The organism is Rhizobacter sp. P3_C12 (assembly GCF_056402735.1).
This window is the reverse complement of sequence record NZ_JBFUGW010000131.1, coordinates 1-18,016: the sequence shown is the minus strand read 5'-3', so window position 1 is coordinate 18,016 and position 18,016 is coordinate 1. Positions and strand designations below refer to the sequence as shown.

Here is an 18,016-nt window from a genome sequence, read left to right as displayed (position 1 = left end):
CGCGGGCGCTGCGCGCCAGCCGCGCCAGGTGCTCATCGAGCCCGCGCGCCTCGCCGCGCTGCGCCCACAGCGTCTCGAACAGCTGGAAGCCCGGGTCCAGCCCGGTCAGGAAGCGCGCCTTCAGCAGGCACTCCTCGAACTCGTCGTCGGCGCGGCTGTCGAGCACGATGCCGGCGCCGATGCCCAGCCGCGCCGGCCGCAGCCCGTCGGCCTCGGCGCCCAGCGTCAGCGTGCGGATCGCCACGTTGAGGCAGAAATCGCCAATGCGCGCTTCGCCCTGCGGCGCGTCGACCCAGCCGATCGCCCCGCAGTACAGGCCGCGCGGCGTGCTCTCCAGCCCGGCGATCAGCTCCATCGTGTGGTGCTTGGGCGCCCCGGTGATCGAGCCGCAGGGGAACACCGCGCGCAGCAGCTCGGCGAAACCGACCTCGGGCCGCACTTGCGCATGGATCGTCGACGTCATCTGGAACAGCGTCGCATACGGCTCGATCGCGAACAGCGACGGCACCTTCACCGAGCCGGTCTGCGCGATGCGGCCCAGGTCGTTGCGCAGCAGGTCGACGATCATCAGGTTCTCGGCGCGGTTCTTGATGTCGAGCGACAGCAGGCGGGCGGTCTCGCTGTCGCTCTCGGGCGCGCGGATGCGCGGCGCCGTGCCCTTCATCGGCCGCGCGGTGAGCAGGCCGGCCTCGTGGCGCAGGAACAGCTCGGGCGAGCGCGACAGCACATGCGGGTTGCCCTCGTCCGGCAGCGCGATCAGCGCGCCATACGCCACCGGCTGGCGCGCGCGCAGGCGGCGGTACAGGTCGACCGGCGAGCCGTACGCGTCGCCATGCAGCCGGTACGTGTAGTTGACCTGGTAGGTCTCGCCGTTGCGGATCGCCTCGTGGATGCGGGCTATCGCACGCGTGAAGCCGGGCTTGTCGACGCTCGGGCGCAGGTTCATCACGCCGCTCGCGCCATCGCTGCTGCGCGCGGCCAGCCACGCATCGACCTCGTCGTTCGACAGCCGCGCCAGCTCGCGGAACATCAGCACCCGCAGCGACGCCGCATCGTCCGGCCGCAGCCGCGCATGCCCGGCCCGCATCAGCTTGGCCCCCCATTCGTAGTCGGCCAGCAGCACCGCATGCAGGCCGGTGCGCAGGTCCGCATCGACCGCGGCCCACACGGCATCGAGCTGCGCCGGATCGACACAACGGTGCTCGCGCTCGAAGCCGGTGCACAGCCGGCTGAGCGGGTTGCCGCGCGTCGCGTGGCAGTCGTCGAGCAGCGCGTAGAGGTCGTTCACACCGGGTCAGCTCCAGTCGTCCATGTCGTGCTTGATCTTGTGGCGGTTGGCGATCAGCTCGTCGACCGAGGGCTCGTTGTTCAACGCGCGCCTGATCGCCAGCTTCGTCGCCTCGTGGTTGGTGCGGTACATGTCCTTCTTGTCGAGGTTCTCGTCCTTCGCGCAGCGCGGGTCGATCCACACCAGGCTGATGATGCACAGCTCGTTGGCGATGTCCTTCGGGATCGTGCCGTCGATCAGGCAGTCGACCACCGCATCGGCCGTCGCGCTCTGCACGACGCCGCCGTAGAGGTCGATGTTGGCGAAGTCCTTCAGCGTGACCTTCGGCACGATGATGGTGGCCGGCCGCACCAGCTGGTTGCAGGCGCGGATCGCGAACATCGCGGTGTGGCCCTTGCTCTGCGCCATCATGTTCGCGAAGGCCTGGCCGACGGGGCCGTCGGTGCGGCCGATCAGGATCTCGGGCATCGCATCGGTGAACTGGCCTTCGCGCGCGAACACGGTGGCTTCGCCGGCGTGGAACAGGTAGGTCTTGGTCATGGAGGCTCTTTCTCGGGTGCTCAGGTTGCCAGGATCAATTCGCCGCGGCCGTCGGACGCGAGGTCGCCCAGATGCCGCTGGATGGCGCGCGACGGCAAGGTTTCGAAGGGTCCGCCGTGGCGTGCGAGGTCGCGGGCCAGCAGTTGCCAGAACACCACTGCGTCGGCCACCGCCGGTACGAAGGTCGGCGCGATCTCCGGAGCCGATGTCGCGAACACCACGCTGCCGCGCCGCATGCCGTAGCCCGCGTGCGCGCCGGCGCGCCCGCCGATCGCGATGGTGCCGGCGACCATGCGCGAGGCGAGGAAGTCGCCCGCATTGCCGAACACCAGCGCCGTGCCGCGCCGCATGCGGTCGCCGAAGCGCTCGCCGGCGTTGCCCTTCACGAGCAGCGTGCCGCCGCGCATGCCGTCCATGCTGCCGGGCAGCGTGCTGGCAGCGAAATCGCCCGCATCRCCATCGACCGTCAGCTGCCCGCCCGCCATCTCGCAGGCCGCCAGCAGGCCGGCCGCGCCGTGCACGCGCAGCTCGCCGCCGGTCATGCAGCCGCCGGCGTAGTGACCGGCCGGGCCGTGCACGGCGATGCGACCGCCCGCCATCTGCCAGCCGACGCGGTCGAAGCGCGACAGGTCGCCATCGAACACCAGCGCGTCGTCATCTTCGGCCTCGATGGTGAAGAACTCGCCCAGCGGCACCCGAGAAGACCCGTGCCCCACGGCCACCTGCCCGATCTGCGCGGCAGACAGGCCGCCCAAGGTGGCCGGCAGCACGCCGCGCAAGTCCACGCGCAGCGCTGGCGCGTGCCGCAGCGTGAGTCGCCAGCCGCTCATGCCGCGGCCTGCGCAGCGAGCAGCTTGCGCAGGTGGAAGTGGAAGGGCCCGAGCTTGCCGCCGTAGTTGCCGGCCGAGATGCGCAGCAGGCCGCCGGCCGCGCCGATCGCGATGCCGGCCTGCATGCCGGCGCGCATCGCCGCGCCGACGTCGGCCTCGGTCAGGCCGTCGATCACGATCTCCATCACGCAGCGCGTCTGCGGCGTGATCTCGCTCTTGGCCGCGAGGCCGAGCAGGCTCGGGCAGAACGCGTCGTTGGTCGACGCACTCAGCGTGGCGTACTTGCTGCCGACCTTCGAGCCCGAGCGCACCACGCCGCCCGGGAACGGCATGATCACGTTGGGCAGCGCCTGCATCGCGGCCACCGCCACCTCGGCCACCGCGAGCGCGGCATCGGTGTCGCGGCACATCAGCAGCAGGTTGCCGCCGCCCACGCACTTGACGACGGCCGTCGTCTCCTGCGCGACGAACTCACCGTCCATCACCGGCACGCGCCAGTAGCGCACGCCGGCGATCACCTTCGAGATCTGCCACCCGTCGCCGAAGAAGCGCAGGTTCTTGCCGAGCGGGATGGGCTCGCCTTCGGCGATGCCGGCGAACACCGCGGTGGTGGGGCAGGTCAGCACGCATTGCCCGACGCGCCGCTCCACCTGCTTCGCGAGCTCCTTGCCCGACATCGAGAAGATCAGCACGCTGACGCCGGGCCGGCCGTCCGGCGTGTCGGCGGGGTCGAGCTCGCGCTCGATGCCGGCCTCGCAGCCGCAGGCGATCACCGAGGTCGCGAAGCCGGTCGCCGACACCGCGGCATGGCGCGCCCAGGTGAGGTTGTGCGCGGTGATGATGAGCCGCGTGGCCTTCATCGGAAAGGCCTCGGCGAAGCTGTCGTCGATGAAGACGCCGTTCTCGATCATGGCGAATGCTCGAAGCAGGCTGTCGGCAGCAGGCGCCCGCCGTTGCAGCAGGTGCACAGCTCGTCATGGTCGATGGCCACCGCATCGAAGTTCACCGAGCCGTGCGCCGCCAGGTGCTTGCGCAGGTAGCCCTCGATGCCGCGGTCGTACGCGGGCTCGACGAAGTGCGTGCCGCCGGTCGGCACCGCGGTGATGCGCCCGGCGCGGGCCACCAGCGTGCCATCCTTGTAGACCCGCTCGGGCGTGCTGAACATCGCCTCGCGGTCGGCGTTCTCGCGGTAGACCGCGATGTCGGCCGCGGCGCCCACGCCGAGGTGGCCGCGGTCCTGCAGGCCGAGCAGCTTCGCCGGCCCGGCGCGCGTCATGATCGCGATCTCGTGCAGGCTCAGCTCGCGCGTGATCGCGCCGAGCGCGCTGTGCGCCGCCACGTCGGGATGCAGCTTCGCCAGCTGCTCGTTGCGGAAGCTTTTGTCCATCAGCAGCCGGATCAGGTGCGGGTAGCTGGTGAAGGGCCCGCCGTTCGGGTGGTCGGTGGTCAGCGCGACGCGCCACGGGTCTTTCACGAGCAGGAAGATCTCCAGCCCGATCGCCCATTGCAGCGCGTTCACATAGCTCTGCTCGCGGTAGCGGAACGGCACCACGCCGCAGCCGGCGTCGCACTCGATGTCGGCACCGATCCACTTGCGCGGGCTGGCGAGCCCCGACTGCGCATGCTGGCGCATCGTGTCGCCCGACGCGGTGACGGTCTGGCCGAACATGATCTGGCCGACGTCGATGCTGACGTTCGGGTTCGCGTTCACCGCCTCGGCCAGCTGGGCCGCGGCCGACGAGAACTTCTTGGCCCCCTCGGTGCCGTAGGCGTGGAACTGCACGTGCGTCAGGTGCGCCGGCAGGCCTTCGAGCGCGGCGATGGTGTCCAGCGTCGACTGGATGTTGCCGGCCACGCCGAGGTTGCTGCCGTGGATGTGCAGCGGGTGCGGCACGCCCAGCTCGCGCAGCGCGCGCGCCAGCGTGTGCACCACCTGCCGTGGCGTGACCTGCCAGTGCACATGGTTCTCGTCGACATCGAGCTTGCGCTGGTTGAACTTGAAGGCCGAGATGCCGGCCGGGTTCACCACCTTGACGCCCATCGCCTTGGTGGCGCGGATCGTCCATGCCATGTAGTCGCGGATGCGCTCGAAGTCCTGCCGCTCAGCCAGCATCTGCAGGAACAGCTCGTCGTTGCCGAGCATCACGTAGGCCCCGTGGTCGAGGATCGGCGTGTCGCCCATCTCCATGTGCGTGTGGCGGGCGTTCGACGGCATCATCGCCGGCTCGAAGGCCGCGGTGTAGCCCATCTCGACGTAGCGGTAGCCGGTGGCCAGCGTGCCCGGCGTGCAGCCGCCGCACGAGGCCAGCTCGAGCGGGTTCGTGGACCGCGCGAACGGGTCGGCGCCACGGCGCTGCAGCTCGGGCAGCAGCAGGCGCGACAGGTTGACCTTGCCGCCGCCGATGTGCGTGTGCATGTCGATGCCGCCGGCCATCACGACGCAGCCGCTCGCATCGACCTCGTCGTCGACGGCCTCGTGCGGCGCGAGCGCGACGATGCGGCCGTCGCGCACGCCGAGGTCGCGCACCTGGGGCTGGCCGTCGTTCGCGGGGTCGATGACCAGGCCGCCGCGCAGGCGCACGCTGCTCATGCGAGGGCTCCTGCGATGCGATCGATCACGCTGGCCAACGTCGGCAAGCCGTCGTCGTGCACCGCGAACAGCGGCAGCATCACCGAGCCATCGGCCCGGAACAGGTGCCCCGGCGAGCCGATGCCCGGCGTCGACACCGGGATGAACACCGCGGCCGGCGCCCGGGCCAGCGCGGGATGGCCGAGCACGACGGTCGGCAGCGTGGTCGCCGGCGGGGCCAGGTCCGGATCGAAGCTCGACACCCACAGCAGGCTGTCGACCGCCGCGTCGGACAGCAGGCGCTGCGCATCGAAGCACAGCGGCTCGTGCTCGAGCCCGAGCGGCCCCGCGCGCGAGCGCAGCGGCAGGCCCGACAGCCAGGTGAACACCTGGTTCACCGTGCCGGCACCGTTGCCGCCGCCCAGCCACATCGCCGCGGCACGGGTGCGCTGGTTCAGCGTGCCGACGGTGCGGTGGATGCCTTCGACGACCAGCGCGCCCTGGTGCGGCAGCGTGCGCGTCTCGCCGACGAACACCGCGTAGCGCGCCTGCCGCAAATGCGTGGCCAGCGACTGCAGCGCCGCCGGTGCCTCGCGCACGGCGCGCCCTGCGACCAATGCGGACAGCAGCGCGACGGTGGTGAACAGGTCGCCGTGCAGCGGGATCGTGTCCACCGTGATGCCCGGACGCGTGCGCAGGCCGTCGAGCACCGCGTCGTCGGCTGTTCCACCGCCCAGCACCACCACCCGCCGCTGCGCCACGAGCGCCTCGCCGACGCCGCACCGATCGAAGAACTCCGGCGCCTGCCGCACCGGCGTGCCGCCGACGCAGACGATCAGGTCGGCGCGCGTGCGCACCTCGGCCAGCGTCGTGAAGAAGCTGCCGCGGTCCTGCGTCGCGCGCAGCGTGGTCATCAGCGCCTCGCCCTCGGCCGCATCGCAGATCGCGCCGGTCCGGCAGGCCAGGCGGTACAGCGCGCGGGCGCCCGACACATCGGTGCCCAGGCCGGCGAACAGCGGTTGCCGGCTCGCGGCGAGCCGCCGGGCCGCTGCCGCGATGGCTTCGGCGAGCGAGCAGTCCTGGCCGTCCACGCGTGGCGAGGCCGTCGAGGGCCGGGCCGTGAACCGCGCCAGCGCATGGCGGGCGCTGGCACAGCCGCTGCCCGACAGCGTGAGGGCACCCGCGTCGTCGACCTGCACCGTGGCGGTGTCGCACAGCAGCAGGCAGAACGGGCAGGTCCAGCGTGCGGTGGCGGCGCGCGGAGTCACGGAGGTGTCGCTCATGTGCCCGTTTCAACGCAAGCGATGTGCCACGAGGCCCGCCCCGGCAACGGCGAGGGCGCCGCGGGTGCGGCGGCCAGAAGCGGGACACAGTGTCTCGGTTCTGGCGGGAGGCACCCTCCGTTCACCCTGAGCCTGTCGAAGGGCCCGATCATCCTGAGCTTGTCGAAGGGTCGTGCCACAGCGTCGCAGGCCTTCGACAAGCTCAGTCCGACCCTTCGACAGGCTCAGGGCGAACGGGGGGAGAGGGAGCGCCTGCGGTTGGCACGAAACGTGATGCGTCGTCCCGTCATGGACGCATGTGCTTCAGATCAGGCAGGCATTCGGGGCAACCCGAGGTCGTGCAGGGCACTGGCCACCAGCCAGGCCGACGCGCCGGCCGCGCCCGCGCGGGTCAGATCGGCGACGCTCGCGATGCCACCGGCACCGATCAGCCGGGTCTGCGGCGAGCGCGCGGCCAGCTGGCGCAGCGTGTCCAGGTCGGGCCCGGCGCCGGAGCCCACGCGCTCCAGCGTCATCACGATGACGCGTGAGGGCCACAGCTCGGGGGCCTCCCAGCAACCGGCCGCGTCCAGGCGTTCGCCGTCGCGGCGGTCGAGCGACAGGATGCCGCGGCCGGGTGCCGTGAAGCAGGCTGCGAGTGCCGCGCGCGAGCGCAGCGATTCGCTGCCGAAGACCGGCACCAGGCGTTGCGCCAGCGGCCCGAGCGCCGCATCCAGCGCGCGCGCCTGCGACACGTCGGCGAAGCCGGCGTCCAGCCAGAGCTCGATGCCCGGCAAGGCCTCGAGCAGTTGCCGCACGACGGCGACCTGGCCCGCGCCGCCCTGCAGCGCATCGAGGTCGGCGACGTACAGCTGCTGCGCCGCACAGTGCTCGCACAGGATGCGCGCGACGGTGCGCGGATCGCTGCTGGCGCACAGCGCCGAGTCGATCGGCCGGTAGTGCTGCCGCTCACCTCGCACGGCGCGCACCACCTGGCCTTGCAGCAGGTCGATGACGGGAATGACAGTCATGCAGTTGAACCGAGGAGCATCGATGAAACGGGTTTTCGTCTACGAGTATCTCAGCGGCGGCGGGCTGATCCCGTCGGCCGGCGATGCCACCGTCAACGACGAGGCGGCGGCGGCCGAACTGCTGCCGCTCGGCCTGTCGATGCGCGATGCGCTGGCGCAGGATCTGTTGCAGGTCGACGACGTGATGGTGTCGGTGGCGGCCAGCGCGCGGGCGCCGCGCGTGCCGGGCAATGCCGAGCCGGTGCGGCCGCGCGGCGGTGAATCGCCGTTCGATTTCGTCGCGCGCCAGGCCGCCCTGCATGACGTGGCCTGGGTCGTCGCGCCCGAGACCGGCGGCCTGCTGGCGCGCATGCAGCAGGTGGTGGGTGCCGCGCGCTGGCTGGGGTGCAGCGCGCAGGCCATCGCGCTGAGCTCGGGCAAGCGCGCCACGCTGCAGCACCTGGCGGGGCAGGGCGTGACCACGCCGCTCGCCTTCGAGCACGTGCCGGAGGTGGATCGCTGGGTGGTCAAGCCCGACGATGGCGCGGGCGGCGTCGCGACCCGGGTGCACACCTGGCAGGACGACGCGCTGAGCGACTGGGACCGGCGCTCGACCGCCGGCAGCCCGATGGCCATCGAGCCCTGGGTCGACGGCGAACCGCTCAGCGTGTCGATGCTGTGCACCGCGCAGGGCAGCGAGGTGCTCAGCGTGAACCGCCAGGACATTGCCATCGATGCGGACGGCACCTTGTCGTTCGAAGGGGTCGAGGTGAATGCGATCGCGCTCGACAGCGAGCGCGGGCGGGCGCTGTCGCGGCTGGCCGCGCAGGTGGCGAAGGGCATCCCGGGCCTGCGTGGCTTCGTCGGCATCGACGTGGTGTGGCACCCGCGCTGCGGGCCGGTGCTGATCGAGGTGAACCCGCGCGTCACCTGCGCCTACGTGGGCCTGTCGGCGGCGCTCGGCCGCAACCTCGCGGCCGACCTGCTGCGCGAGCATGCCGTCGGCGCGGCGGGCGACGGCCATGGATGACGCCACCGTCGTCGGCTGGGACATCGGCGGCGCGCACGTCAAGGCCTGCCTGCTGCAGCGCGGCCGCGTGGTCGACGTCGCGCAATGGGCCTGCCCGTTGTGGCAGGGCATCGAACACCTGGAGCGCGCGCTGCAATCGGCCCGTGAGCGCTGGCCCGCGGCCGCGCAGGCCCGGCACGCAGTGACGATGACGGGCGAGATGGTCGACCTGTTCGAGCACCGCGAGGCCGGCGTGCAGCGCATCGCGGCGCTGCTGTGCGAGGCCTGGCCCGCAGCGCCGGTGCAGTTCTTCACCGGGGACGAGGGCTGGTGCGACGGCGAACGCGTGGCCGCCGAGTGGCAGCACATCGCTTCGGCCAACTGGCTGGCCACGGCGTTGCACGCGGCGCGCGACCTCGAGGGTTTTCAAAGAGAGGGCGTGCTGATCGACATCGGCAGCACCACCACCGACATCATCGCGTTCAAGCACGGGCAGGTCGTCACGCAGGCGCGCAGCGACGTGCAGCGCCTGGCCACCGGCGAGCTCGTCTACCAGGGCGTGGTGCGCACGCCGCTGTGCGGGCTGGCGCGGCAGATTGCGTGGCGCGGCGAGCGGCTCAACGTGATGAACGAGTACTTCGCCACCGTGGCCGACGTGTACCGCCTGACCGGCGAGCTGGACCCGGCGCACGACCTGTACCCGAGCGCCGACAACGCGCCGAAGGACCTGCCGGCCACGCGCAAGCGGCTGGCGCGGATGATCGGCATGGATGCGCGCGATGCCTGCGATGGCGAGTGGCTGGTGTTCGCGCAGGACTGGCGCGCCGCGCAGGTGGACGAACTGGGCGCGCAACTGCAGCGCGTGATGGCGATGCACCGGATGTCGGCCGATGCCGTCGTCGTCAGCGCAGGGTGTGGCGATTTCCTGGTGGCCGACGTGCTGGCCGCCGCGCACGGTGCGGCCTGCGCGTGCCGCCGCTACGGCAGCGACCTGGCCCGCCTGGCGCCCGGCGCCGCACCGGCGGTGGCGGGCTGGGCGCAGGTGTGCGCGCCGAGCGTGGCGGTGGCGATGCTGCTCGACATGGAGCTGCGCTGATGTGGGTCGTCAAGCTCGGCGGCAGCCTGTGCGCCGACCCCGTGCTGCCGCAGTGGCTGGACCTGCTGGCCCAGCTGGGCGGAGGCCGCGTGACGCTGGTGTCCGGCGGCGGCAGCCTGGCCGACGAAGTGCGGCGCCTGCAGTCGCACTGGCAGTTCAACGACCTGGCGGCGCACAACATGGCGGTGCTGGCGATGGCGCAGACCGCCTACCAGTTCAACGCGCTGAACCCCGCGTTGCAACTGGCGACGAGCCGCAGTGACATCCGGCGCGTGCTGCACAAGGGGCAGACGGCGCTCTGGCTTCCGTTCGAGCTGCAACGCGAGCAGCCCGACGGGCAGACCAACTGGGAGGTCACGTCCGACAGCATCGCGCTGGACCTGGCGCGGCGGCTCAATGCGGAGCGGCTGGTGGTGGTGAAGTCGTGCCGGATGGACGGTTCGCCGACGCTGGCGCAGCTGGGCGAGCAGGGCATCGTCGACGCGCGCTTCGCGACGCTGGCGGACGGGGCGGCCTTCCCGATCGAGATCATTCACAAGGGCGACCTGGAGGGGATGCGGGCGTTGTTGTATGGCGAGAGCCGGGTGCTGGGGGCGGGGCGGGCGTTCCCGTAGATCAGCCCGTCAGGATGAGTTCGAGAGCCTTCTTCCCGCCTGGCACAACCCCTGTCGCCAACTTCTGGTCCATCGTGGCCAGGCGCCCACCGTTTGTGTGTGCGAGTGCGAGCAGGTAGCTATCGGTCACGCGCGAGTGACTCGAGAGAAGTTCTGGCGCAAAGAGCTCCTCGTCAGCGATGCTCACATCGTCGTGCCAGAAGGTGTGGCCAGCGAGACCGCGGATCGCCGTCAGTGACCGGAGGACCACGCTGCAAAGCCCTTGCGCCCGACCCGAGCGAACCAATCGTGCGCTGGGTCATGCTGGATGTGCGCGGGGTCGACAAGAGCGATCAGGACATTGACGTCCAGCAGATACACGGTCACGGCAGTTCGTCGCGCAAGTGGTTGACCAGTTCCGGCGTGATCGTGGTTGCGCCACGGCGGCTCGGTAGCAGCGGCACACCGTTTCGTTCCGCGGGGGTTGAGCGTGCCGTCCGCGCCAGGCCCTGCCGAGCGAGGTCGGAAATGACTTCACCAACGGTCTTGCGGTCCCGCTCCGCGAGATGCTTTGCCGTGGCCAGAATATCGTCGTCAATGGCGAGCGTTGTTCGCATGGTTCACCTCTGATGCGCCGCATCGTACATCACGCATCAGGCAGTCAGCTGAGCGCTGACGCACCGGGTGAGTCGGGTGAGCCGGAGAAAGCGCCCCGGCCGCCAGGCCGAGGCTGCGAACACCACCCTCTCTCAATATTCGTCGTCCGGATGGAACGGCCGCCCGTACTCCGGCGTCTCGTGCGACGGATACGGCCCCATCCGGCCCGGCGAGCCGTACGACGGCACGATGCGGGTGTTGGCGTACTGGCGCGGCGCGATGACGGCCTCGGTCGCGTAGCGGCTGTCGGCCATGTCGCCGCGGGTGTCGTGGCGCGACAGGCGGCGGTCGCCATGGGGGTCGCCCTGCGAGGCCTGCTGGCCCCACGCGATGTCGCGTCCCGGGGTGAGGAATTGCGGATGCTGCACGTAGACGGCGCCGACGGCAGGCATGCCGCGCTCGCCGGGGTAGCGCGGCGTCTCGTAGCGCGGCGGCTCCGGCTCGCCCGATTGGGTGGCGCTGTCTGCCCAGTCCTCGGCGTAGCTGCGTTCGCGCGAGACGTAGAAGCCGTTGCCGCGTTCGAGCCCGCTGTTGGAGCCGCCATGGCCGCGGCGCGGGCCTTGCTGGACGAGCGAGTTCATCCCCGCCTGGTTGGTGCCGTGGTAGCCCACCGGCTGGAAGCCGCGCCTGCGCAAGTCGTCGGTGCGCCGCTGGATCTCGGCGCGCGACGGTGCGCCGCCGGTCAGGGCGCTGCCCGAGTAGTGCGAGTGGTTGGAGTCGTCGCTGTCGTCGTCCGAATCGTGCCTGAGCGACAGGCCGGAGCTTTCGTAGGCGGTGCGCTGGCGACGCGGCGACGAACTCGAGCTGCGCAGCGGGTTGCCCCGGCTGTCGCACGGCGTGCCATCGCGCAGCGTGTAGCGCGTGCCGCCCTTCAGCCCATATTGATCGGGCGGCACGGCGGTCTTGTTGTCGCCGCTGCCCATGATGCGCAGGCTCGCCACGGCCTCGTGCGTCTGGTGGTTGGTGACGATGAAGACACCGGATTTCGACTCGACGCCCGTCAGGTGGACGTGCTCGCCCGTTTCCGGATGGATGAAGTGGGGTGTCGCATACGGCTCGCCATTCGGCTGCGACGGCTTCTGGCCGCTGCCGGGCTGGTAGGTCACGGCGCTTGAGAGTTCGAAGTTGCTGTTGGTGGGGCCGCGGGGGGTGCGCGCCGTGCCGGACGCATTCGAGGTGCGCGTTGCCAGCGTTCCGAGCGAGCCATCCACCGATCGCGAGCGCGCGCCGGCGGAGGTGTTCGAGGCCGGGCTGTCCGATCGCTGCGTTTCAGATGCCGTGGAGGCTGGGCGAGCTCCGTGGGTCTGGTTGACTTTCATCATGGCAATGGCTTCCTGTGTGGGGAGAAGGGGCGCGGAGACGGCGGGGTTGCAGCCCGCTTCAACGCTTCTCCAGTGTTGGAGCCGGCCCGACCCGGGCGGTGATGGAAAAGCGAAGCCGACGACCGCCCGGCGCAACGCCGGGACCCTGTTCCTGCAGGGCTTGCCAGACACGCTGCCAGCAGCGGTGCCGCGGAGTGATTCAGCAACCGCCGGGCCATGGTTCACTTCATCTCGTAGTGGTCGTTCACGTAGGTCATGGGGATCCACCGGTAGCCTGTGCCATCGCGGCGCAGATGGCCGACGCCGGGGAACGAGATGTGGTCGGCCGCGACCCAGTACCGGCCCTTGACCGCGTCGGCGAACGCCTTCTTGCGCGTTGCTGCGGCGGCCTTGGGATCGACGTCGAAGACGATCGTCACGCCCGGGTCGGGCATCTGAACTTCCGCCACGTGAACCAGGTCGCCCCAGAAGACCAGCTTCTCGCCCTTGCTCTCGAGCGCGTAGAACGTGTGGCCCGGTGTGTGGCCCGGAGCGGGGATGGAACGGATGCCGGCGAACAGCTCGGTCGCGCCGGAGAACGTCTTCACCTTGCCGGCATCGACATAGGGCTGCACCTTGGCCGAAGCCTCGTCGAAGTACTTCTTCGTCGCCTCCGGCGCCCGGGCGCGATTCTCGGGATTCAGCCAGTACGCGACCTCCTTCTGCTCGATGTGGACCGTGGCGTTGGGAAACACGATGCGCTTGCCATCCATCAAGCCACCGGTGTGGTCGGTGTGGACGTGCGTGATCAGGATGTCGGTGATCTGCTCCGGGGTGACGCCCACCGCCTTGAGACTGGCCTCGAGCTTGTTCAACGTCGGGCCGTAGAGCTCGCCGGTGCCGGCGTCCATCAGGATCAGGCGGTCGCCCGCCCGGATCAGGTAGGCATTGACCGAGGCATCGACCTCGGTCGTCTGATACGTGTCCGCCAGGCGCGACGCCACCTTGCCGGGCTGGGCGTTGGTCAGCAGCTTCAGCGTCGGGATCGGCAGCGTGCCGTCGGACAGCGCCGCGATCTCGAAGTCGCCGAGCTTGAAGTGGTAGTAGCCGGCTTGATAGCGGCTCACCTTGGTCGCAGGCGCCTCGGCCGCGGATGATGAGACCGGGGCGACCAGGCTGGTGGCGACAGCGGCGGCCAGGAAGGCCGCAAGGAATGTGCGTTTCATCGTGAGGCTCTGTGAAGTGGTGAAAGGCACTATAGTTATCGCCATTTGGTTGATAAAGATTGAAATCATGATTTCACAATCAATGATATGGAAACAATGATCGACAACCTGGTCGAGCTGACGATCTTCGACAAGGTCGCCAGTGCCGGCAGTCTCACGGGGGCCGCGAACGAGCTGGGCCTGTCTCTGGCAGTGGTCAGCAAGCGCTTGGCCAGCCTCGAGGCGCGCATGGGCGTTCGCCTGCTCAACCGGACCACACGGCGGCAATCAATGACGCAGGAAGGCGAACGCTTCCACCTGCATTGCGTGCGCATCCTTGCGGAGGTGCAGCAGGCCGAGGCGGTGATGCAGCACAGCCGCACCGAGATCAACGGACACCTGCGGGTGACGGCGACGCGCATGCTCGGCACGCGCTATCTCGCAGCGCTGGCGGCGCAGTTCCAGGCCATGCATCCGGCGTTGAGGATCGAGCTCGTCTTGAGCGACGACGTCGTGGATCTCGTGGAGCAAGGCATTGACCTGGCGCTGCGCTTCGGGGTGCTCGACGACTCGACGATGACGGCACGCCACATCGCCGACAGCGAGCTCGTCCTGTGCGCCGCGCCGGACTACTTGCGGCGCTTCGGCTCTCCCGACACGCCTGCTGCGCTCTCAGCGCACAACTGCATCCTCTACGGCACGCGAAGCACGCGGCACTGGCTCTTCCAGCACGAAGGCAAACCGGTCTCGGCCGAGGTGAACGCGACCTTCCTGTGCAATGACGGCAACGCGGCCAAAGCGCTCGCGCTCGCCGGCGGCGGGATCTTTCTCAAGTCGATATGGGATGTGGGCTCGGAACTGAGGGATGGAACGCTGGTGCGCGTGCTGGGGCGATACAGCATCCCCAGCGCACCGCTGCATGTCGTGTACCCGCATGCATTGCATCTGGCCCCGCGAGTACGCCACTTTGCCGACTACGCTCTCAAGAGCCTTCGCGGCGAATGGGCGCTGCTTGCCGACAAGGCCTCCGCGGGGGATCGCTCTCCGATGGAGGTTTGATTCTGAGAGGACTCTTGCCTGAGCGATCGGGCCGGCCAAGCCATGACGCCGATCCGTCGATGCCGCCTCAGGGCAGCGTCGCAGGAACCTGCCCCAGCAATTCAACCAATCCACGCAGCTTCTGCGCATCAAGCGTCGAAGACCGATCGCCTGCGCACACCGCACTTCGAAAGCCCGCAAAGTCGGGCGCGAGCTGTTGCAGCGCCGACAGGTCCGGCAGCCGCAACGCACCGGCCAGCCCGACCAGCTTGTCGGCGCGACGCACTGTCGCGACGAATTGCTGCAGCACCGGCATGGCCACGCACGCGAAGAGGCTGCCGGCATGCTTGTCGGCGGTGTCGGCCATCAGCCCCGGAAAGCCGAGCCGGCAGGCCTGCGCGATCAACTCGAAATCGAGCCCGGCGTCGGCAATGAACACCGGCACCACCGCATGACGGCTGGCGGCCAACCGGTCGAGCACCGCAGCCGCCTGCGGTGACGGCGCGATGCCGACCTTCACGTAGTCGACCTCGCAGGCACCGACGGCTTCGACGCGCGCGGCGATGAGGTCAGTCTCGTGCATGCCCATGTCGCCGATGGTCGCGCTGATCGGTAGCGCGATGCCGCGTTCGCGCAATGCCTGCACGATCGCGCGGATCGTCGCCACCGGCAGCCCGCCCAGCGCCCCGTCGCGCGGTTCCTTCAGATCGATGAAATCCGCACCACCTTCGGCTGCGAGCAAGGCCTCATCCACGCTTCTCACACTGACCAGCAAGCGCATGCGGTCCATCACCGCGCCTCCTTCGCATCGACACCCGCGCGATGCCGCACCACCGCCTCGCGCAACCACCCCCAGGCCTCGCGCTCGCCCTCACCGGCCGTCTTGTCGATCGCGATCTGCAGATACGCCATCTCGGCGTCGATCTTCTCCGGCGCCAGCATGTGCAGCCGGCTGATCAGCACCGCCCCTTCGATCACCGCCGCCTGCGCGCGGTTGAAGCCGATGAACGACGCATGCGCCACCTCGTGCACCCGCGCCATCAACAGCACCGGCCGCTGCACGTCGTCGCGCCGCTCGGCCAGCGCCAGCTCCACGTGGCCGAGCGCGTTCGCGAGCCGCCGGCCGGCGATCTTCTCGGCCGCCACCAGCGGCCAGAGCTTGCGCCCGGTCACGCAGCCGGCGAACACGCGGGTGTCGGTCAGCAGGTTCAGCACCGCATGGCCGGTGGCGACGATGTTGTCGTGCGTGGCCGACGGCTTGAACGGCATCAGCACCACCCGGTCGTCCTGGTAGCGCACGCCCATCGGCGCCACGTGCGGCACGCCGTCGGCCGACAGCGTGGTCACCACCGTCTCGTAGATGACGTCGTTCATGCTTTCGCTCTCTTGTTCGGATCTCTCGCCTGGCCGGTGCTCATCGTGGTCCCCGGCGCGCACCAGCCGCCCAGGTCCTGCGCGCGCGTCTCGACCGCGACGCCCCAGTCGAGCGGCTGGTCCTGCACGTAGCGCTTGCCCAGCTTCCACGCGATCTCGGCATGCGCCAGCTCCACGCCCATGTAGAACGCGTGCGCGGCGTCGTGCTCCAGCTTCAGCTGCGGCCACAGCTCGAACGCCCCTTGCCCGAGCCGCAGGCCATCGCGGTTGTAGACATGCAGGCCGAGCGGCGAGACCTRCACGCGGAAGTTCGGGTCGCGCACCTGCGCCGCCGTTTCGGCGATCTCCTGCGGCGTGTCGGGGAACGGGTGCTTGGCATGCACCGTCATCAGCGCATCGTTGATGCCCTTGGGCAGGCGGCCATGGCTGGCCGCGGCATGCATGATGCGGCGCGCCCAGTCGGCCTCGCGCACCGCGCGGCGCGCATGCGCGCTCACCTGCGTGGTCAGCACCGCGGCCACGTTCAGCTCGGCAGCGATGCCGAACAGCAGCGCGTTGATGCCGCTGGTGTCGGCCTCGGTCAGCTCGGTCACGTTGCCGATGCCCAGCATGATCGGCGCGTCCGGAAAGCGCTCGCGCAGCCGGTGGTAGCGCACGATCGAGGCGGTCAGCCCGAACGGGATCGGGTCGAGGATCGCATCGGCGAAGTAGGGCTTGCCCAGCCGCTGCATCTGCTCGACGGCCGCGTGCAGCGAAGCCTCGTCGGCCGGCGTGCGCGGGATCAGCACCGGCACCGCATCGACCTCGCCGGCCACCCACAGCGTGTCGAGCGTCAGGCTCAGCAGGTAGTCGGCACCGGCCTGGCCGCCGCGCAGCAGTTCCTGCGCATCGTTCGAATCCACGCTCACCAGGAAGCCCTCGGCCTTCAGCGCCCGCACGCTGTCGGCCAGGTGGTCGAAGCGCGTCGCCGGCAGGCTGCCGAGGTCGATCACGTCGGCGCCGTCGGCCTTGAGCTGGCGCGCGCGCTCGATGATGCCGTCCACCGACAGCATCGGCGCGTCGACGATCTCGGCAAAGATCGCGACCTCGTACTCGCTCAGGTCCATCGGCTTGGCCGCGCGGTTGAAGAAGCGCGGCAGGTCCTTCAGCTCCTCGGGCCCGCGCTGCACCGGGATGCCGTAGTGCTGCGTCAGCGCGTCGAGGTCGCCGCGGCAGCGGCCCGGCACCAGGATGCGGTCGGCCTGCACCGGGCCGGGCACGCGGCGCGCGATCATCTCGGCCGTCATCAGCGCGGCCACCTGCAGGCCCAGGTCGCGCACCTCCCAGGTGAAGGGCGCCGACTCGATGCCGCCCAGCACCCGCTCCAGGCTGGGCCGGGCCAGGTGGCCGGTCAGGAAGACGATGTGTTCTACGGGCTGGTCCATGCGAGGGCGAGCTCCTTCAGGCGCGCATCGAGCGCGGCCTCCAGTTCGGCGGGGGAGCACACCACATGGCAGAAGTCGATCTCGCGAAGGCGGTCCACGTTGTCCAGTTCGATGCGCCGCGGGCGCAGCGTCACCCAGTCGTGCGGCGACTTCGTCACCACCACCGGTTCGGTGTCGCATGCAAACACGATGCCCGGGATGCCGAGCTTGCCGGCCTGCGCGAACATGTTGGTGGGCAGCGTGTCGCTGAAGCCGAAGGCGCACTTGGCCACCGTGTTGCTGGTGGCCGGCGCCAGCACCACCGTGTGGTAGACGTCGTCGTACAGCATGCCCACCGGCACGCCGCTCGCGGTCTTGTCGCGGAAGACCCGGAAACGCGTCTTCAGCTCCTCGAGCGGCATCTTGTAGATCGCCAGCACCTCCTCGCCCGCGGCCGACAGGAACAGGTCGCAGGCCGGCAGCCGTGCGGCCAGTGCCAGCGATTCGTCGAGGAAGTGGCCCGAGCCGGTGATGCACCACGCGAAGCGCGAGCGCGGCGCCGCGTCGACCGGCGGGGCATCGTCGTCGCCGAGCGGGGTCAGCGCATCACTCGGGGTGCGAGATTTCAATGTGGAGTTTGTGGAGCTTGCGGTAGAGGGTGTTGCGGCTGACATCGAGCGCCTTGGCGACATTGCTGACGTTCCAGCGGTGCTGCTCCAGCATCTGCAGCAGCACCTGCCGTTCGTTGACCTGGATCGGGTTCAGCTTCAGCGGCGGCGTGGCGTTGTCGGCCATCGCGGGCAGGGCCGCCGGCAGCACCGGCGCGGCCAATGCGATGGGC

At 70.0% G+C, this 18,016-nt stretch carries 19 protein-coding genes; 4 read left to right on the top strand and 15 right to left on the bottom strand.

What is annotated here, in order from left to right:
* The 7 genes from pabB to AC1DXV_RS19685 all read right to left on the bottom strand — a co-directional run.
* The coding region (gene pabB / locus AC1DXV_RS19715; RefSeq protein ID WP_477935106.1) for an aminodeoxychorismate synthase component I at positions 1 to 1,288 on the bottom strand (1,288 nt) is incomplete at its 3' end.
* Positions 1,289 to 1,294: 6 nt separating this feature from the next.
* Entirely contained in the window at positions 1,295 to 1,828 is a 534-nt protein-coding gene (gene fae / locus AC1DXV_RS19710; RefSeq protein ID WP_047502252.1) for a formaldehyde-activating enzyme, read from the bottom strand.
* 20 nt (positions 1,829 to 1,848) lie between these two features.
* Positions 1,849 to 2,658 carry a formylmethanofuran dehydrogenase subunit C gene (locus AC1DXV_RS19705; RefSeq protein WP_477870350.1) on the bottom strand — a complete coding sequence of 270 codons (810 nt, stop codon included), beginning with the start codon at positions 2,656 to 2,658 and terminating at the stop codon, positions 1,849 to 1,851.
* Complete coding sequence (gene fhcD / locus AC1DXV_RS19700; RefSeq protein ID WP_477870348.1) at positions 2,655 to 3,569, bottom strand: formylmethanofuran--tetrahydromethanopterin N-formyltransferase; 915 nt, start codon at positions 3,567 to 3,569, stop codon at positions 2,655 to 2,657. Before fhcD ends, AC1DXV_RS19705 begins: the two co-directional genes overlap by 4 nt.
* A complete protein-coding gene (locus tag AC1DXV_RS19695; protein WP_477935104.1) occupies positions 3,566 to 5,248 on the bottom strand; it encodes a formylmethanofuran dehydrogenase subunit A in 1,683 nt (560 codons plus the stop codon). The genes fhcD and AC1DXV_RS19695 overlap by 4 nt, the downstream gene beginning before the upstream one ends.
* The gene (locus AC1DXV_RS19690; protein WP_477870246.1) at positions 5,245 to 6,510 is read right to left on the bottom strand and encodes a molybdopterin-binding domain-containing protein; all 1,266 of its coding nucleotides are present in this window, start codon (positions 6,508 to 6,510) and stop codon (positions 5,245 to 5,247) included. Before AC1DXV_RS19690 ends, AC1DXV_RS19695 begins: the two co-directional genes overlap by 4 nt.
* 308 nt (positions 6,511 to 6,818) lie before the next feature.
* Positions 6,819 to 7,520 (bottom strand): HisA/HisF-related TIM barrel protein, encoded by a 702-nt coding sequence (locus AC1DXV_RS19685; protein WP_477870248.1) that lies wholly within the window; start codon positions 7,518 to 7,520, stop codon positions 6,819 to 6,821.
* Between the two features lie 22 nt (positions 7,521 to 7,542).
* On the opposite strand from AC1DXV_RS19685, the gene AC1DXV_RS19680 reads away from it, so the two are divergent.
* From AC1DXV_RS19680 to AC1DXV_RS19670, 3 genes are read left to right on the top strand one after another with little or no spacing between them, the layout of a single operon-like run.
* On the top strand, positions 7,543 to 8,529 hold the full coding sequence (locus AC1DXV_RS19680; protein WP_477870250.1) for an ATP-grasp domain-containing protein: 987 nt from the start codon (positions 7,543 to 7,545) through the stop codon (positions 8,527 to 8,529).
* Positions 8,522 to 9,604 carry a hydantoinase/oxoprolinase family protein gene (locus tag AC1DXV_RS19675; protein ID WP_477935102.1) on the top strand — a complete coding sequence of 361 codons (1,083 nt, stop codon included), beginning with the start codon at positions 8,522 to 8,524 and terminating at the stop codon, positions 9,602 to 9,604. The genes AC1DXV_RS19680 and AC1DXV_RS19675 overlap by 8 nt, the downstream gene beginning before the upstream one ends.
* Entirely contained in the window at positions 9,604 to 10,218 is a 615-nt protein-coding gene (locus AC1DXV_RS19670) for an amino acid kinase family protein (protein WP_477868858.1), read from the top strand. The genes AC1DXV_RS19675 and AC1DXV_RS19670 overlap by 1 nt, the downstream gene beginning before the upstream one ends.
* Positions 10,219 to 10,580: 362 nt before the next feature.
* Here the strand turns inward: AC1DXV_RS19670 and AC1DXV_RS19665 are convergent, their stop codons facing one another.
* The 3 genes from AC1DXV_RS19665 to AC1DXV_RS19655 all read right to left on the bottom strand — a co-directional run bounded on the left by AC1DXV_RS19665 (position 10,581) and on the right by AC1DXV_RS19655 (position 13,381).
* Entirely contained in the window at positions 10,581 to 10,814 is a 234-nt protein-coding gene (locus tag AC1DXV_RS19665) for a CopG family transcriptional regulator (RefSeq protein WP_477868854.1), read from the bottom strand.
* 132 nt (positions 10,815 to 10,946) lie between these two features.
* The gene (locus AC1DXV_RS19660) at positions 10,947 to 12,176 is read right to left on the bottom strand and encodes a hypothetical protein (RefSeq protein ID WP_477935100.1); all 1,230 of its coding nucleotides are present in this window, start codon (positions 12,174 to 12,176) and stop codon (positions 10,947 to 10,949) included.
* A gap of 221 nt (positions 12,177 to 12,397) precedes the next feature.
* On the bottom strand, positions 12,398 to 13,381 hold the full coding sequence (locus tag AC1DXV_RS19655) for an MBL fold metallo-hydrolase (RefSeq protein ID WP_477935098.1): 984 nt from the start codon (positions 13,379 to 13,381) through the stop codon (positions 12,398 to 12,400).
* A gap of 87 nt (positions 13,382 to 13,468) precedes the next feature.
* On the opposite strand from AC1DXV_RS19655, the gene AC1DXV_RS19650 reads away from it, so the two are divergent.
* Positions 13,469 to 14,419: a LysR family transcriptional regulator gene (locus AC1DXV_RS19650; protein WP_477868848.1), complete on the top strand. Its 951-nt coding sequence runs from the start codon at positions 13,469 to 13,471 to the stop codon at positions 14,417 to 14,419.
* Positions 14,420 to 14,486: 67 nt separating this feature from the next.
* Here the strand turns inward: AC1DXV_RS19650 and AC1DXV_RS19645 are convergent, their stop codons facing one another.
* The 5 genes from AC1DXV_RS19645 to AC1DXV_RS19625 all read right to left on the bottom strand — a co-directional run.
* Positions 14,487 to 15,188: a (5-formylfuran-3-yl)methyl phosphate synthase gene (locus tag AC1DXV_RS19645; protein ID WP_477935096.1), complete on the bottom strand. Its 702-nt coding sequence runs from the start codon at positions 15,186 to 15,188 to the stop codon at positions 14,487 to 14,489.
* Positions 15,188 to 15,772 (bottom strand): DUF447 domain-containing protein, encoded by a 585-nt coding sequence (locus tag AC1DXV_RS19640; RefSeq protein ID WP_477866777.1) that lies wholly within the window; start codon positions 15,770 to 15,772, stop codon positions 15,188 to 15,190. Before AC1DXV_RS19640 ends, AC1DXV_RS19645 begins: the two co-directional genes overlap by 1 nt.
* A complete protein-coding gene (locus tag AC1DXV_RS19635; RefSeq protein ID WP_477935094.1) occupies positions 15,769 to 17,196 on the bottom strand; it encodes a DUF6513 domain-containing protein in 1,428 nt (475 codons plus the stop codon). Before AC1DXV_RS19635 ends, AC1DXV_RS19640 begins: the two co-directional genes overlap by 4 nt.
* On the bottom strand, positions 17,181 to 17,804 hold the full coding sequence (locus AC1DXV_RS19630) for a flavoprotein (protein ID WP_477935092.1): 624 nt from the start codon (positions 17,802 to 17,804) through the stop codon (positions 17,181 to 17,183). Before AC1DXV_RS19630 ends, AC1DXV_RS19635 begins: the two co-directional genes overlap by 16 nt.
* Positions 17,782 to 18,016 (bottom strand): helix-turn-helix domain-containing protein (locus AC1DXV_RS19625; protein ID WP_477935090.1); only part of this gene is annotated, 235 nt, incomplete at its 5' end. The genes AC1DXV_RS19625 and AC1DXV_RS19630, both read right to left, overlap by 23 nt.

Coding starts and splice junctions, on each gene's coding strand:
- AC1DXV_RS19690 (WP_477870246.1), bottom strand. CDS start 6,510: ATGAGCGACACCTCCGTGACTCCGCGCGCCGCCACCGCACGCTGGACC.
- fae (WP_047502252.1), bottom strand. CDS start 1,828: ATGACCAAGACCTACCTGTTCCACGCCGGCGAAGCCACCGTGTTCGCG.
- AC1DXV_RS19695 (WP_477935104.1), bottom strand. CDS start 5,248: ATGAGCAGCGTGCGCCTGCGCGGCGGCCTGGTCATCGACCCCGCGAAC.
- AC1DXV_RS19640 (WP_477866777.1), bottom strand. CDS start 15,772: ATGAACGACGTCATCTACGAGACGGTGGTGACCACGCTGTCGGCCGAC.
- AC1DXV_RS19680 (WP_477870250.1), top strand. CDS start 7,543: ATGAAACGGGTTTTCGTCTACGAGTATCTCAGCGGCGGCGGGCTGATC.
- AC1DXV_RS19670 (WP_477868858.1), top strand. CDS start 9,604: ATGTGGGTCGTCAAGCTCGGCGGCAGCCTGTGCGCCGACCCCGTGCTG.
- AC1DXV_RS19655 (WP_477935098.1), bottom strand. CDS start 13,381: ATGAAACGCACATTCCTTGCGGCCTTCCTGGCCGCCGCTGTCGCCACC.
- AC1DXV_RS19665 (WP_477868854.1), bottom strand. CDS start 10,814: ATGCGAACAACGCTCGCCATTGACGACGATATTCTGGCCACGGCAAAG.
- fhcD (WP_477870348.1), bottom strand. CDS start 3,569: ATGATCGAGAACGGCGTCTTCATCGACGACAGCTTCGCCGAGGCCTTT.
- AC1DXV_RS19660 (WP_477935100.1), bottom strand. CDS start 12,176: ATGATGAAAGTCAACCAGACCCACGGAGCTCGCCCAGCCTCCACGGCA.
- AC1DXV_RS19645 (WP_477935096.1), bottom strand. CDS start 15,188: ATGGACCGCATGCGCTTGCTGGTCAGTGTGAGAAGCGTGGATGAGGCC.
- AC1DXV_RS19685 (WP_477870248.1), bottom strand. CDS start 7,520: ATGACTGTCATTCCCGTCATCGACCTGCTGCAAGGCCAGGTGGTGCGC.
- AC1DXV_RS19650 (WP_477868848.1), top strand. CDS start 13,469: ATGGAAACAATGATCGACAACCTGGTCGAGCTGACGATCTTCGACAAG.
- AC1DXV_RS19675 (WP_477935102.1), top strand. CDS start 8,522: ATGGATGACGCCACCGTCGTCGGCTGGGACATCGGCGGCGCGCACGTC.